The sequence below is a fragment of the Faecalibacterium sp. An122 genome (genome assembly GCF_002160895.1).
Lineage (GTDB): Bacteria > Bacillota > Clostridia > Oscillospirales > Ruminococcaceae > Faecalibacterium.
The window spans coordinates 388,591-401,861 of record NZ_NFLL01000001.1 but is presented as its reverse complement, the minus strand read 5'-3'; the positions used below and the strand labels follow the sequence as shown (position 1 = coordinate 401,861).

At 58.4% G+C, this 13,271-nt stretch carries 13 protein-coding genes and 1 pseudogene; 7 read left to right on the top strand and 7 right to left on the bottom strand.

Annotated elements, in window-relative coordinates:
* The first annotated feature begins 454 nt into the window (after positions 1-454).
* The 6 genes and pseudogenes from B5E67_RS01835 (at position 455) to B5E67_RS01815 (ending at position 3,317) form a co-directional block, all read left to right on the top strand.
* Entirely contained in the window at positions 455-688 is a 234-nt protein-coding gene (locus tag B5E67_RS01835; RefSeq protein WP_087382226.1) for an excisionase, read from the top strand.
* A gap of 109 nt (positions 689-797) precedes the next feature.
* Positions 798-924 (top strand): annotated as a pseudogene (locus B5E67_RS15375) (integrase DNA-binding domain-containing protein); the annotation flags it as partial.
* Between the two features lie 149 nt (positions 925-1,073).
* Positions 1,074-1,535 carry a low molecular weight protein-tyrosine-phosphatase gene (locus tag B5E67_RS01830; RefSeq protein ID WP_087382223.1) on the top strand — a complete coding sequence of 154 codons (462 nt, stop codon included), beginning with the start codon at positions 1,074-1,076 and terminating at the stop codon, positions 1,533-1,535.
* 65 nt (positions 1,536-1,600) lie between these two features.
* The gene (locus B5E67_RS01825) at positions 1,601-1,837 is read left to right on the top strand and encodes a hypothetical protein (RefSeq protein WP_087382220.1); all 237 of its coding nucleotides are present in this window, start codon (positions 1,601-1,603) and stop codon (positions 1,835-1,837) included.
* 29 nt (positions 1,838-1,866) lie between these two features.
* Positions 1,867-2,700, top strand: a complete 834-nt coding sequence (locus B5E67_RS01820) for a class I SAM-dependent methyltransferase (protein WP_087382217.1) — start codon at positions 1,867-1,869, stop codon at positions 2,698-2,700.
* Positions 2,701-2,789: 89 nt separating this feature from the next.
* Positions 2,790-3,317: a transposase gene (locus B5E67_RS01815; protein WP_087382214.1), complete on the top strand. Its 528-nt coding sequence runs from the start codon at positions 2,790-2,792 to the stop codon at positions 3,315-3,317.
* Between the two features lie 180 nt (positions 3,318-3,497).
* Here B5E67_RS01815 and B5E67_RS01810 read toward each other — a convergent pair whose 3' ends face one another.
* The 5 genes from B5E67_RS01810 to B5E67_RS01790 all read right to left on the bottom strand — a co-directional run bounded on the left by B5E67_RS01810 (position 3,498) and on the right by B5E67_RS01790 (position 8,864).
* A complete protein-coding gene (locus B5E67_RS01810) occupies positions 3,498-5,414 on the bottom strand; it encodes a fructose-specific PTS transporter subunit EIIC (RefSeq protein ID WP_087382210.1) in 1,917 nt (638 codons plus the stop codon).
* Positions 5,415-5,454: 40 nt separating this feature from the next.
* On the bottom strand, positions 5,455-6,360 hold the full coding sequence (pfkB, locus tag B5E67_RS01805; protein ID WP_087382207.1) for a 1-phosphofructokinase: 906 nt from the start codon (positions 6,358-6,360) through the stop codon (positions 5,455-5,457).
* Entirely contained in the window at positions 6,357-7,151 is a 795-nt protein-coding gene (locus B5E67_RS01800) for a DeoR/GlpR family DNA-binding transcription regulator (protein WP_087247001.1), read from the bottom strand. The genes pfkB and B5E67_RS01800 overlap by 4 nt, the downstream gene beginning before the upstream one ends.
* Positions 7,152-7,469: 318 nt before the next feature.
* Positions 7,470-7,994 (bottom strand): flavodoxin domain-containing protein, encoded by a 525-nt coding sequence (locus B5E67_RS01795; RefSeq protein WP_087382203.1) that lies wholly within the window; start codon positions 7,992-7,994, stop codon positions 7,470-7,472.
* Positions 7,995-8,102: 108 nt separating this feature from the next.
* Positions 8,103-8,864 (bottom strand): 4Fe-4S binding protein, encoded by a 762-nt coding sequence (locus B5E67_RS01790; RefSeq protein ID WP_087382200.1) that lies wholly within the window; start codon positions 8,862-8,864, stop codon positions 8,103-8,105.
* A gap of 166 nt (positions 8,865-9,030) precedes the next feature.
* Here B5E67_RS01790 and B5E67_RS01785 point away from each other — a divergent pair, with 166 nt between their 5' ends.
* Complete coding sequence (locus B5E67_RS01785) at positions 9,031-9,504, top strand: Rrf2 family transcriptional regulator (RefSeq protein ID WP_087382197.1); 474 nt, start codon at positions 9,031-9,033, stop codon at positions 9,502-9,504.
* 53 nt (positions 9,505-9,557) lie between these two features.
* Here B5E67_RS01785 and B5E67_RS01780 read toward each other — a convergent pair whose 3' ends face one another.
* Positions 9,558-11,429 carry an ABC transporter ATP-binding protein gene (locus B5E67_RS01780; protein ID WP_204246509.1) on the bottom strand — a complete coding sequence of 624 codons (1,872 nt, stop codon included), beginning with the start codon at positions 11,427-11,429 and terminating at the stop codon, positions 9,558-9,560.
* Entirely contained in the window at positions 11,413-13,248 is a 1,836-nt protein-coding gene (locus B5E67_RS01775) for an ABC transporter ATP-binding protein (protein ID WP_087382191.1), read from the bottom strand. The genes B5E67_RS01780 and B5E67_RS01775 overlap by 17 nt, the downstream gene beginning before the upstream one ends.
* Between the last annotated feature and the right edge of the window lie 23 nt (positions 13,249-13,271).

Genomic DNA, 13,271 nt, shown 5'->3' with positions numbered 1-13,271 from the left:
CTGAAATAAGCCAAGAATAACATTAGGAGAATCAAAAGCGCTTTAGCCTGACGATCCCCGTACTAAAAAAGCATATATGTTAAGGTTGTACATCAGCAGACCAAGAATGTCTGTACTTACTGCCACACCCGCTATGGTTTCGACTACTACATCCAACCTGCTGCGGCTTACCGGGATAGCACCCGCCCTATGTTGCAGCATCTCACCATTGGCCCGGAGTTTGCAGGCAAAAATTCGCCCCTGCGGGAAGAAGAGCGGAAACAGTTGGAGGAAAATATCCTGGCAGATGGGGTGGTTATCAACCCGCTGATCGTCTGGAACCCAATGTGGATTCTGAGTAGGGCGGGGAGAGGCTGGTGGTGCTGCTGCGAGAGGAAGAAATAAGTCGAATTGAAACGGCGCTCAAAATCAGTCTGCAAATGACTTAGAAGAACGATTGGAAATATGGTGTGTTATGGAAAATATAAAAAATGAATCATCCAGAAAGAGTACTGGAGCTATTCCTGTTTGGCGCCGATATCCATTGACCATTGTAGAAGCCGCCGGGTACTATCACATTGGAGAAAATAAGCTTCGGACACTGATTGATGAGCACCCTAACGACGATTTCTGCGTTATGAACGGGAATCGCGCTTTAATTAAGAGGGAAAAATTCGAAGGCTATTTAGACCAGGCGACAGCACTTTGATCACCTAAAAACAGACGAGGAATCCTTCCTTGCTAAGCTTGTACGATGAGCCAGACTTGTGATATGATAAAGGTGCAAGTTTGGTTCGCCCTGTGAAGGAGAGATTTCAATGAGTGAAAAGAGGCGCGACCGCCGCAATCGAATGTTGCGGGACGGCGAATATCAACGTAAGGGTGTATCGATTTTGCTATCTTGACAAAGATGGCAAAGGGCAAAATGTGTACAGCTGGCGACTTGATAAGCCAGAAAGAAACACAAGAAAATCCGGAAAGATTTAAAAAGATAGTTGGGGAAAGTTCTAAGCTGCTTCATCTTGTTTGAGCAAAAATAATGCAGAATCGAGTGTTTAAGAAGAAGCGTGACGATTTAAAGGAGTTATCTGTCTATGACCAAAATCCTGTTCGTTTGCCACGGCAACATTTGCAGAAGCCCCATGGCGGAGTTCATCTTCAAAGACCTTGTCCAAAAAGGTGGCAGAGCAGAGGAGTTTGAAGTGGCCTCCTGTGCTACCAGCCGGGAGGAAATATGGAATGGTGTCGGCAACCCGGTCTATCCGCCGGCCAGGGAAGAACTGGCCAAACATGGGATAGGCTGCGCAGGCAAACGGGCGGTACAGCTGACAAAAGCGGATTATAACCACTACGATCTCCTGATCGGCATGGATGAAAACAACATCCGCAATATGATGCGCATTCTGGGGGCGGACCCGGAAGGGAAGGTCCGCAAGCTGATGGATTATACCGGCCGGGGCGGCGATGTGGCCGACCCGTGGTACAGCGACCGCTTTGATATTGCCTATCGGGATATCGAGGAGGGATGCAAAGCGCTGCTGGAGCATCTGACCTGAAACAGCTGTTGTGGGCGCGAAATCGGCGCTCATGGTATAGAGTTTCTTCAAAGGAGGTTGTCATCATGAAAAAGTTTTTTGCACTCGCTGACCAGTACATTCAGGAATCCGATTGGAGAATGCTTGCCGCTCTGAAATTCTGTCTGTTCTCCATGGGCGTTCTGGTGGGCAGCTGCCTGACCGCCAAGGCAAAGACACCGGTCCGTATCCTCTGCAGCCTGGTCTTTTGGGTGACTTATATCCCGCTGATGACCAAGTTTTTCCGCATCGCCGCCCGCAGCTGGAACGCTGGCCGGGACTGATCTGCGGTAAGACACGGAGAGCCTGAGCGATGGATGCCAAGAGAGAATTACAGGATTTCTATCAAAGCTACGACGAGGAAGCCCGCCTTGCATCCCGCTGCGGGAAGGTGGAATATGTCACAACCATGCACTATATCCAGCTCTTCCTGAAACCAGGTATGCGTATATTGGAGTTGGGTGCAGGGACTGGCCGGTACAGCCATGCGCTGGCGCGGCAGGGCTATTCTGTGGACGCTGTGGAGCTGATAGAGTACAACATCCAGCAGTTTCGCCAAAACACCCAGGAGGGGGAACCGGTGACCATTCGGCAGGGCGACGCCACCGACCTGTCGTGGCTGGAGGACAACGTCTATGATCTGACCCTAATCTTGGGACCCATGTATCACTTGTTTGAACCGGAGGATCAGCGCAAAGCCTTGCGGGAGGCCGTGCGCGTGACCAGACCCGGCGGCGTCCTGTTTGCGGCCTATTGCATGGCGGACCCGGCCCTGTTGTCTACGGGGTTTGTTCGGGGAAAAATCCAGGATCTCATCGCCGAGGGTTTGACAAACCCGGTCACGTTTCAAACGTTTTCCCGGCCAAAGGATATTTTTCAGCTTTACCGAAAAGAGGACATTGACGCTCTGCGGTCAGAATTGCCCGTCACACAGCTGGCCTTTGCTGCAGCCGATGGGCTGAGCCATTTTATGCGGGAGACCATAGAGACAATGGATGAGGACGTGTACCGGCTGTACCTGGACTATCACCTTACAATCTGTGAGCGCCCGGACATGGTGGGGTGGTCCCACCATACCCTGGACATTTTCCGCAAGAACGAAGGTGCTGCACCAATGGGTGAAAGCCTCGGCGCCGTGGAGCTCTGACGCATTTTCTTGTAAAAAGGTGAAATTCCTCTGCCCACAAGGCGAAATTTGTAGTATAATAAGAAAAAGCGACGGCGGAGGAAGGCAAAATGGCGCAGTTGACGTTCAGCGATCTGGAATACAGCAGGCGAAAGAAAAGCACCCGGCGGGAAAAATTCCTCGAGACCATGAACGGCCTGATTCCCTGGGAGGAATGGGTGGCGGCTGTGGAGCCCTACTATCCGCCGGGCCATCGTGGCCGTCCGCCCATGGGCATCGAAAAGATGCTGCGGATGTATCTTTTGCAGAACTGGTTTCAGCTTTCGGCGGCAGCTGTAGAGGAGACCATCTATGACAGCTATGCCATGCGCAGTTTTATGGGGGTGGATTTCCTGGACAGCGGGGTGCCGGATGCCTCCACACTGCTGAAATTCCGCCGCCTTTTGGACCGGAAAGGCCTCAGTACGCAGTTCTCTCTGGATCTGCATCAGCGCCTGGCGGCCAGCGGACAAATCCTCAAGACCGGCGCCATTCTGGACCCGGCCCTCGTCCATGGATCGGCTGCAGCCCAGACCGCCAAAAAGTCGTCCAGAGAAGCCGACAGCGACCCCGATATCATCCAGCTTGAGATGGCCTGACCGGAACAGAAACATTCCTTGAATCAAACAAAAAAGAAACCGCCCGCGCTGCAAAAAGCAAGCAGCTGCGGGCGGTTTTTATGATGGATGGAAAAGGCAAAGGACCGGCTTGCGCCGGTCCTTTGGGCTGGGAATATAGGAATATAAGAAGGGAGAATTGCTTGGGGATGTGCCGCGGAATTACTCTTGAACCGGCTTCTTGAGCAGGCTCAGCAGGAGAGCGCCCACAACACTGCCGGCAGCCAGAGCCACCACATACAGCAGGGCATTGCCCACCACGGGGAAGACGAAGATACCGCCGTGAGGAGCCCGCAGGGTGCAGCCGAAGAGCATCGAGAGAGCACCTGCGACCGCCGAGCCGATGACGCAGCTGGGCAGGACGCGGAGAGGATCGGTGGCTGCGAAGGGGATCGCGCCCTCCGAGATGAAGCACAGGCCCATGATGTAGTTGACGAAACCGTTCTTGCGCTCCTCACGGGTCCACTTCTTGGGGCAGAAGGTGGTGGACAGGGCGATGGCAATGGGAGGAACCATGCCGCCCACCATGACGGCGGCCATGACATCGTAGGTGCCGGAGGAGAGGGCTGCGGTGCCAAAGACGTAAGCAGCCTTGTTGAAGGGGCCACCCATATCAATGCTCATCATGCCGCCGCAGATGGCACCCAGCAGGACCTTGGAGGTGCCGCCCATGGTGTTCAGCCAGGCGGCGATGGCCTCATTGATAAAGCCCATGATGGGGTTGATGGCGCACATAACCACGCCCATGACCAGCATGCCGCCCAGGGGATAGATCAGCATGGGACGGATGCCGTCCACACTGCTGGGGAGCTTTTCGGTGATGTTTTCCAGGAACTTGACCAGATAGCCGGCCACGAAACCAGCCAGCAGAGCTGCCAGGAAGCCGCCCGAGATACCGGTGGTGCTGCCTTCCATCAGACCGGAGAAGCTGGTGCCGTTCATGGCAAGAACGCCGCCCACGAAACCGACGGCCAGACCCGGACGGTCGGCGATGGACATGGCGATGTAGGCCGACAGGATGGGGAGCATGTAGCTGAAGGCCGCGTTGCCCACCGTCTTGAAGAAGGCGGCCAGCGGGGTGTTCATGCCGAAGTTGGCGGGGTCGATGGAGAAATCATCAAACAGGAAGGCCAGCGCGATCAGGATGCCGCCGCCCACCACGAAGGGAAGCATGTGGGAGACGCCGTTCATCAGATGCTTGTAGACGGTGTGGCCCAGGCTGTCGCTGCCGGCGGCCTCGGCGGCAGGCTTGCCGCCCTTGGCGTGAAAGACAGGCACTTCGCCGCTCTCGATCCGCTGAATCAGTTCTTCGGGTTTGTGGATGCCGTCGTCCACCCGGGTGAACAGAACCGGTTTGCCGTCAAAGCGGGCAGTCTCCACGTTCTTGTCGGCGGCCACGATGATGCCGTCGCAGGCGGTGATCTCGTCGGCGGTCAAGAGGTTCTTGGCGCCGCCCGAGCCGTTGGTTTCCACCTTGCAGGGCAGGCCCAGCTTGTCGCCGGCCTTGACCAGAGCCTCAGCGGCCATGTAGGTGTGAGCGATGCCGGTGGGGCAGGCGGTCACGGCCAGAATTCGGTAGCCCTGCGGGGCGATTTTCTCCTGGGTGAAGCTCTCAGAGCCAAACTGCTGCTGCTCCTGAGCGTCGATGCAGTCCAGGAATTCCTGGGGGGTCTTGGCGGCCCGCAGCTGCTCCACGAAATCCTCGTGCATCAGCATCTGCATCATGCGGGCCAGCATATCCACATGGAGGCTGCCGTTTTCGGGGGCGGCAATCATGAAGAACAGGTCGCTCTTGCTGTCGTCCTCGGGGTTGTACTGCACCGGATTGCTCAGCCGCAGGACAGCCAGGCTGGGCCGGGTGACGCAGACAGCCTTGGCGTGGGGAACGGTGATGCCGTTGTCCACGTAGGTGGAGGCTTCCTTTTCACGGGCATAGATGGCGGCCTTGTAGGCGGCCTTGTCGGTGATGTTGCCGTGGTTGCACTGCAGCTCCACCAGCTGGTCGATCACCGCAGCCTGATCGGCTGCCGTGCTGTCCAGAGCGATGGCCTGAACAGAAAACAGTTCGGTAATCCGCATAGAAATCTTCTTCCTTTCTCTTGTGATCAAAACGGTTTTCTCAGAACTCGTTCAGCAGAGCGTCGATTTTTTCTCGGGTGGCCAGACCCAGCGAAAAGGCGGTGGCGCTGCCTGCGGCAGTGCCCAGCCGCAGGGCCCACTCGTAATCGCCCTTTTGCAGATAGCCCGCCAGGAATCCGGCCACCATGCTGTCTCCGGCGCCCACGCTGTTCAGGACCTTGCCCTTGGGTACGCCCATCCGGTGGGTGTTGCCGTTTTCGTCCAGCAGCAGGGCGCCGTCTCCGGCCATGCTCACCAGAACATTCCGGGCGCCGCGGCTCTGGAGCAGGGCTGCGCAGGCGATGATTTCGGCATCGGTGGTCAGTTCCCGGCCGAAGATTTCACCCAGCTCGTGGTTGTTGGGCTTGATGAGGAACGGCTTGTATTTCAGGACGTTCACCAGCAGATCCCGGGTGGCATCCACCACAATCCGAACCCCGCGCCCGTCCAGACGGGCCATGATCTTTTCGTAGGTGTCGCCGGCCAGGCAAGAGGGGATGCTGCCCGCCAGAACCAGGGCGTCCCCGGCCTTCAGGAAGTCCAGCTTGGCGTAGAGCTGCTCCATGTCGGCCTCGCCGATCTGGGGACCCATGCCGTTGATCTCGGTCTCCTCCGAGGCCTTGATCTTGACGTTGATGCGGGTGACGCCTTCGGTCAGGTGAATGAAGTCAGTGCGGACTCCCTGATCCCGCAGACCGTCCTCCAGCCAGCGGCCGGTGGGCCCGGCCACAAAGCCCAGAGCGGTGTTTTCGCAGTCCAGAGCCCGCAGTACGCTGGAGACGTTGATGCCCTTGCCGCCGAAGAGATATTCCTCCTGAACGGTGCGGTTGACGGCGTCCAGTTCCAGGCTGCCGGGCAGGTGAACCACATAGTCAATGGCCGGATTGAAGGTAACCGTATAGATCATACTTGACTCTCCTTTTCCTGAGAAATGATTTGTTCGGACGCGTCGCTCTCTTTGATCAGGACGTACCGGCGGTATTTTTCGTTGGGAAGGCGGTTGGTCACGATGGCCGCGTCGGTGAGCTCACAGATGACGGCGGAGTAAATCTTGCCGAATTTGGAGTCGTCCACCAGAAACCAGCTCTCCATGGACCGGCTGATGGCCAGAGTCTTGAGGGCGGCTTCTTCCACGTCGGGGGTGGTGAACCCGCGGTCCAGTGAGACGCCGTTGGCGCCCATGAACGCTTTTGTGAAGTTGTAGCGCCCCACGCTGGACATGGCCGCTGTTCCCACCACTGCCTCGGTGTTGGGGCGGACCTGGCCGCCCAGAGTGTAGACCCTGCATCCCTTTTGGGCCAGCAGGCGGGCGTGGGCGATGCCGTTGGTGACGAAGGTGGCCCGCAGCCCCTGACCCTGCAGGGCGCAGATCAGCTGCAGGGTGGTGCTGCCTGCATCCACAAAGACGAAGTCGTCGGCCTGGATGAATCCGGCGGCCATCTGGCCGATGCTCTGCTTTTGGGCGACGGCCTGATGCTCTTTGGCGGCCATGCTCTCCTCGTTGGTCAGGAAAGCGTTGTCCGGCAGGGTGGCGCCTCCGTGAACCCGGTTGAGACGGCCCTGCTGGCTGAGCAGCACCAGGTCCCGCCGGATGGTGGATTCGCTGGCGTCCAGCGCGTCGCACAGCTCCTGCACCGTCACTGACCTCCGCTGGGCCAGGATTTTGAGAATATTGTCAAACCGTTCTTCCGCTAACATCTGAATGCTCCTTTCTAAATCGCGCCCCGTGTCCTTGCTTGAGCGGGTTTGGCGGATTGTGATTGGATGGGTGGGTGAGCGTGAACTGTTTTGCTTGCCTGAGCTGAGTATAGCACCAAAAACAGTCAAAGTCAATCAAAATCAATCGTAAAACTTCACAAAGATTTCCTGAAAAAAGCATCACATCCCCTAAAAGATAGAACAATCATTCAAAACCAATCAAAACCGCGCAGAAAACAGCCAGACATAAAAAGAAACCAGCAGGCCAGGTGACCTGCTGGTTTGGTTTGATGGGAATGCCTGCGGCGGACCGGGAATTCAGCCCAGAGCCTCCACAATGGGGTCAAGAGCATTCAGGTCCACAAAGTCGACCTTCTGGTTGAAGGTGTCGATGAGGGCCTGGGTCTCGGCGTTCCGTTTTTCCGGCGGGAGATTCTTTACCTTGTTGTAGAGGAGGGTCATCATGGTTTTGTGCTTGAAGCCCAGTCTGGAGTAATCAATCCCGCCCCGCAGATGAAAAATTTGGGTGCGGCGGAGAAGCTCCGCCGGGACCTGTTTCTGGATGGATGCGCGAATGCTGCGTATGTTCTCGGGGTCGGACACATCTGCCAGCCCCACCGTCACCAGGATCAGCTGGACGCTGGGGGACAGGGACTTGATGGTTTTCTTCAGTCCGCAGACGCCACCTGCATACAGGCCGCCAAAATAGATCACCTGGTCGCAGCTGCCCAGATCCGGGGCGGACCGGTAGTCCGCCGCCGGGATGCCGGTCCGGGCGGAACAGGCTTCCGCATAGCGGCGGGTGGTTCCGTATTCGCTGCCGTATACAATCCTACGTTTCATAACCTGTCCTCCCGGATGATTCAGTAAACTGTCATCAGTATAGCACCGGACCTCCTCTTTGAAAAGAGGCCCGCGCAGTCCGCTGCCGGGACGACAGGGAAGAGCTTCTTAGAGGAACAGCTCGTTTTCCTTGCGGTCCGAGCAGACCTTTTTCAACATGGTGTTGGCGGCGGCCAGCATCACCGGATTGAGCTTCCGCGCGCCGTGGGGGCAGACCGCGACACACCGCATACAGGAGATGCAGGCGTGACTGTCCACCTTCTGAGGATTGGCCGGGTCAATGGCCTGGACAGGGCAGCTCTGGGCGCAGAGGCCGCAGCTGGCACAGTCCTTGGTGGGCTTGGGTACCATACCCGAGCCGCCCGCCTTCTTGTAGGGGCGGTTGCCGGGGATAGCTGGCTCGGTGGTGCGGCCTGCGGCCAGCTTTTCCTGAACCTGTGCCGCAAAGGCAGCCAGCTGGGCGGTGTCCTGTGCGTCGGGACGGCCTGCAGCAAACTGCCGGGCGATGGAGTGCTCAGCCACCGCCGCAACGCCTGCCACCACATGGAACCCGGCCGCCTTGGCAGCGTCCTCCAGCTCCACCATGGTGTCCTCAAAGGCGCGGTTTCCGTATACCACCATCAGAACGGCGGCTGCGCCGTTGCAGTGGACGGCGGACAGGCGCTGGATAGCCACCGCAGGGACCCGTCCGCCATAGGACGGCACCGCAATGACGGCCAAATCCTCGGCCGACAGGGAAACTGCGCTGAAGTCTGCACGGCTGTCGCACAGATCCACGGTCTGCACCTGGCCAGCCAGAGCCTGGGTGAAAAGATCGGCGGCTTTCTGGGTGCCGCCGGTGGGGCTGAAATACAATTCAGTGATGTTCATGACTGTCCTTCTCTCTTTGGGGGAATATTCCCGGTTGCATTTTTGAAAAGATGGATTACAATAGGATGTAAAGGAAACCGTTACATCTGACCTTGTCCAGTGTACCACCAGCTGGATGTAAAGTCAATCTTTACATCTCGCATTCCACAATCCGAGGGGGAGAACCATGCAGATCAGTATCAAGTGCTCCATTGCAGTGCATTGCCTGATATTCATTCATGAGGCAAAGGGAAAAGCGCGGGTGACCAGCGCCCTGCTGGCCCAGAGCACCGGCTGCAATCCGGTGGTGATCCGGACCGTCATCAGCGCCCTGAAAAAGGCGGGGCTGATCTCGGTGGCCCGGGGCACTGGCGGCGCAGAACTGTGCCGGGACCCAGCGGACATCACGCTGTACCAGATTTACCGCGCCCTCAAGCCCGACGGCCTGTCCTGTCTGATTGGAATTCACCCCTGTCAGGAACGGCCCTGCCCGGTGGCGCAGAATATCCGTACGGTGCTTCGCGCTCCTTATCAAAAGATTGAGGATTCGGTCCGCCAGGCCATGGAGGGGATTACCCTGGACTCCCTTTTGGAGGAGTACCACCGCTGCCTGACTGAGCAGCAGGCCGCAGGGGACAGCGAAACTCACCCGCAAACCTGAAAACACCAAAGGCTGACAGTGGATGCACTTTGCATCGGCTGCCAGCCTTTTGGTTATTCGGTATAGTATTGGGCCTGGGCCATCCAGAGGGCGTAATACTTGCCGCCCTCGTCGGCCAGCAGGCTGTCGTGGGTGCCCTGCTGAATCACCTGGCCATGGTCAAAGACGGCGATCTCATCACAGAACTTGCAGGAGGACAGCCGGTGGCTGATGTAGACTGCGGTCTTGTCCCCGGCGATGTCGTTGAACTTGGCGTAAATCTCCGCCTCAGCGATGGGGTCCAGGGCCGCGGTGGGTTCATCCAGAATGATGAAGGGGGCGTTTTTGTAGAGGGCCCGGGCGATGGCAATTTTTTGCGCCTCGCCGCCCGATACATCCACGCCGTCTTCGGCGAACTCCTTGAACAGCATGGTGTCGAGGCCCTGGGGCAGGCTGTTCAGGCGGTCGCCGAAACCGGCGTCGATCAGTGCCTGCCGGACCTTAGGACGGTCGTAGGTCTGGGAACCGGCCACGTTATCCCCCAGAGGCTGGGCCAGCAGCTGGAAGTCCTGGAACACCACCGAGAACAGGTTTATGTAGTCTCTGTAGTTGTATTTGCGGATGTCGATGCCGTTCAGAAGGATTTCGCCCTCCTGGGGATCGTACAGACGGCACAGAAGCTTGATGAAGGTGGTTTTGCCGCTGCCGTTTTCGCCTACGACGGCCATCCGCTCGCCCACTTTGAACTTCATGTTCACGTGGCGCAGAGCCCACTGGTCCGAGCCGGGGTACTTGAAGGACACATCCCGGAACTCCACGTCGTATTGACGGTCAGAGCGCTTTTCGGTGGTGAGGGTGCCCTGATACATCTGGTTGGGGATATCCAGGAACTGATAGATGGTCCGCATAAAGACGGTGTTGCTCTGCAGGATGCCCACGTTCTCCACCAGGGTGGAAAGGCTGGTGCTCAGGGCAGTGACCGCCCCCACATACTGGGTTATGGAACCGACACCAAAAGCTCCGGCCCAGGCTTTCAGACATACAAAGACATAGACCAGGCCGGTCAGCACAGCGCTGAGGGCGGAGCCGAGCGCCGTCCAGCCGCCGATGGGGCCGTCCATCCGGCGAAAGATTTCGCTGCCCGGCTGAAAGAGCGGGTTGTTGCGGAAGTAGTGGGAGGAAAGCTTCTGCTGCTCGTACATCCGAATGTCCAGACTGTTTTCCTTGTCGTTGGAGAGAAGCCCGAAGACATGAAAAATCCGGTTCACAAAGGTCATGCTGTCGGCCATCGAAACGATGTGTTCGTTGGCCCGGTTCTTGCACATCGGGGCCAGAATGACCACGCCGACCAGAACCGTCAGCAGCAGGGCGACGAAAAGGGGATGGTTCAGGATGGTCAGCCTGCCCGCGGAGGCGGGCACCGGCAGGGTGAACAGGCTGACCGTCAGCGCGATGGCGCCCACCACGCCCGCCGCGCCCCGGACGATCTCATCAAAGACCTCCAGCAGCATCGGGAAGCCCCAGCCGCCCCACAGGATGTTCTGACGGATCTGGGAGAGGAGGGCGTGGGTCCGGGCGTCATCCACGTCGGCAAAGTCCATGGAGAGCATCTTGTCGGTGAGAAGCTTCTCTTTACCCTGGCTGTATCGCTCCTGCGCGGCGTTCTTCCAGTGGAGCAGGATGCCGGTCAGAAGCACCAGCCCCGCGCCAACCGCCAGCGTGACACCCACCAGCGGCCAGAGGACTTCGGGCCGCCGGGCCCCCGCCAGCTCATTGATGATCCGGGCCGACAGGTACACGGTGGCGTAGGGTCCGAGGGCGCTGACCACAGCGTGGGCCGCCGTGGCGGCAAAGACGCCGGGACAGTAGGGCCGGACATCCCGGGCTGCCCGGATGTGCAGGGAAACCGCTTCCTGCAGGGTGATTTTCTCAGATTTGGATGTCATCCAAATCCCTCCCTTCCTGATAATACCGCGCTTGGATGTCGAACAGCTTGGCATAGCTGCCGCCTTTTTTCAGCAGCTGGTCGTGGGTGCCCTCTTCGGCGATGACGCCGTCCTTCACGAACAGGATTCGGTCGCAGAAGCGGGTGGAGGCCAACCGGTGAGAGATGAACACCGAGGACTTGCCGACGGTCATTTCGTTGTATTTCTGATAAATGTCGTTCTCGGCAATGGGGTCCAAAGCCGCGGTGGGTTCATCCAGAACCAGGAAAGGCCCGTCTTTGTAGAGGGCCCGGGCCAGCATCAGACGTTGGGTCTGGCCGCCGGAAAATTCCACCCCGTCCAGATAGACGTTTTTGCCGATATGGGTCTCGTACCCCTGGGGCAGGGACGCGATCTTTTCGGTGAGACCTGCCTTGGCGATGCAGTCTTTGACCCGGTCCATGTCGATATGGTCCACATCCTGGGCCACCGTCTCGGCCACGGTGATGTCCAGGATGGAACTCTCCTGAAAGACGGTGGAGAACAGACGGTAGTAGTCGGGGCGGTTGAACTCCCGGATGTCGATGCCGTTCAGCAGCACCCGACCCTCGTCGGGGTCATAGAAACCGCAGAGCAGCTTGACCAGGGTGGTTTTGCCCGCGCCGTTGAGGCCCACTACGGCGATCTTTTCGCCGGGATGGATGGTCAGGTCGATGTCGTGGAGAATCACCCGGTCGGTGCCGGGGTAGCGGAAGGTAACATGGTCCAGCCGCAGCTCGTAGGCATCGGTCTGGGGGATGGGCCTGCCGCCCTTGAACCGGAACGGCTCAGGCAGATGGAGAAATTCCTGAATGATGGACAGGTCCAGGCTCTCCTGCCGCAGGGTGGAAGCCTGCTGCAGAATGCCGGTCACCCAGGTAGAAAAGGCGCTGAAGGCCGAGAAATAGAGCAAAAACTGGGAGGCCGGGAGCCCCTCGGCCAGCGTTAGATGGATCAGGTAGACGTAAGCGATGCCGTTGCGGGCCAATGTCAGCAGGGCGTCCACCGCGCAGGCGGCGGTGTAGATCCGCTCCCGCCGGCCGATGAAGGCGGTATACAGCCGCAGGGTGCTCCGGTAGAGGGCGTCCACCCAGTCGCGCAGGCCAAAAATGCGGATGTCCTTGGCCAGATGGATGGATTCAGCCTTGTCCCGGACGTATTGGATTTTCTTTTGATAGGAGGCCTCTTCTTCCCGGTGACGGTAGCCCCACTCGTTGATCCGGCGGCTGACAAAAAAGCCCACCGCGGTGGTAGCGGCGACCGTCAGAACCAGGGCCAGATTCAGCCCCGACACCAGGGCCAGATAAACACCAAAGCCGGACACATTGAGCAGAAGTTGCGTCAGCGTCTCCCAGACGTGTTCCGCCGGGCGGGCGCTGGCGCCGCATGCATCTGCAGCCTTCTCCAGAAGCCGGAGGACCGCAGGATCCCGTGTGTTGGGATAGGACGTGGTGCAGGCTTTCTGGTTGATGGCGTCGATCACGGCGAGCCGTACGCCGAGCCGGCCGGAGGTGCTAATCTGTTTCAGATAGCCCAGCAGGCCGTTCAGCGCCACCAGCGTCAGGGCAAACAGCCCGATGGTTTCCAGCAGCTGGGACAAGGGAGCATGCTGCTCCACACGGGCCAGCACCATGGGGGCAATAAACAGCTGGGCCAGATTGAGGCCCAGCGACAGCCCGGCCACTGCCAGGCAGAGCCACAGGACTCTTTTGTGGGTCCGCCAGGCCCATCCGATCATAAACCGGACATTCTGCCCGACGCTGTAGGCGGGCTTTTTCTTGGTTTGATTTGTCTGTGTCATCTTGTTTCACCTCACGCCCAAAG

Coding starts and splice junctions, on each gene's coding strand:
- B5E67_RS01835 (WP_087382226.1), top strand. CDS start 455: ATGGAAAATATAAAAAATGAATCATCCAGAAAGAGTACTGGAGCTATT.
- B5E67_RS01830 (WP_087382223.1), top strand. CDS start 1,074: ATGACCAAAATCCTGTTCGTTTGCCACGGCAACATTTGCAGAAGCCCC.
- B5E67_RS01825 (WP_087382220.1), top strand. CDS start 1,601: ATGAAAAAGTTTTTTGCACTCGCTGACCAGTACATTCAGGAATCCGAT.
- B5E67_RS01820 (WP_087382217.1), top strand. CDS start 1,867: ATGGATGCCAAGAGAGAATTACAGGATTTCTATCAAAGCTACGACGAG.
- B5E67_RS01815 (WP_087382214.1), top strand. CDS start 2,790: ATGGCGCAGTTGACGTTCAGCGATCTGGAATACAGCAGGCGAAAGAAA.
- B5E67_RS01810 (WP_087382210.1), bottom strand. CDS start 5,414: ATGCGGATTACCGAACTGTTTTCTGTTCAGGCCATCGCTCTGGACAGC.
- pfkB (WP_087382207.1), bottom strand. CDS start 6,360: ATGATCTATACGGTTACCTTCAATCCGGCCATTGACTATGTGGTTCAC.
- B5E67_RS01800 (WP_087247001.1), bottom strand. CDS start 7,151: ATGTTAGCGGAAGAACGGTTTGACAATATTCTCAAAATCCTGGCCCAG.
- B5E67_RS01795 (WP_087382203.1), bottom strand. CDS start 7,994: ATGAAACGTAGGATTGTATACGGCAGCGAATACGGAACCACCCGCCGC.
- B5E67_RS01790 (WP_087382200.1), bottom strand. CDS start 8,864: ATGAACATCACTGAATTGTATTTCAGCCCCACCGGCGGCACCCAGAAA.
- B5E67_RS01785 (WP_087382197.1), top strand. CDS start 9,031: ATGCAGATCAGTATCAAGTGCTCCATTGCAGTGCATTGCCTGATATTC.
- B5E67_RS01780 (WP_204246509.1), bottom strand. CDS start 11,429: ATGACATCCAAATCTGAGAAAATCACCCTGCAGGAAGCGGTTTCCCTG.
- B5E67_RS01775 (WP_087382191.1), bottom strand. CDS start 13,248: ATGACACAGACAAATCAAACCAAGAAAAAGCCCGCCTACAGCGTCGGG.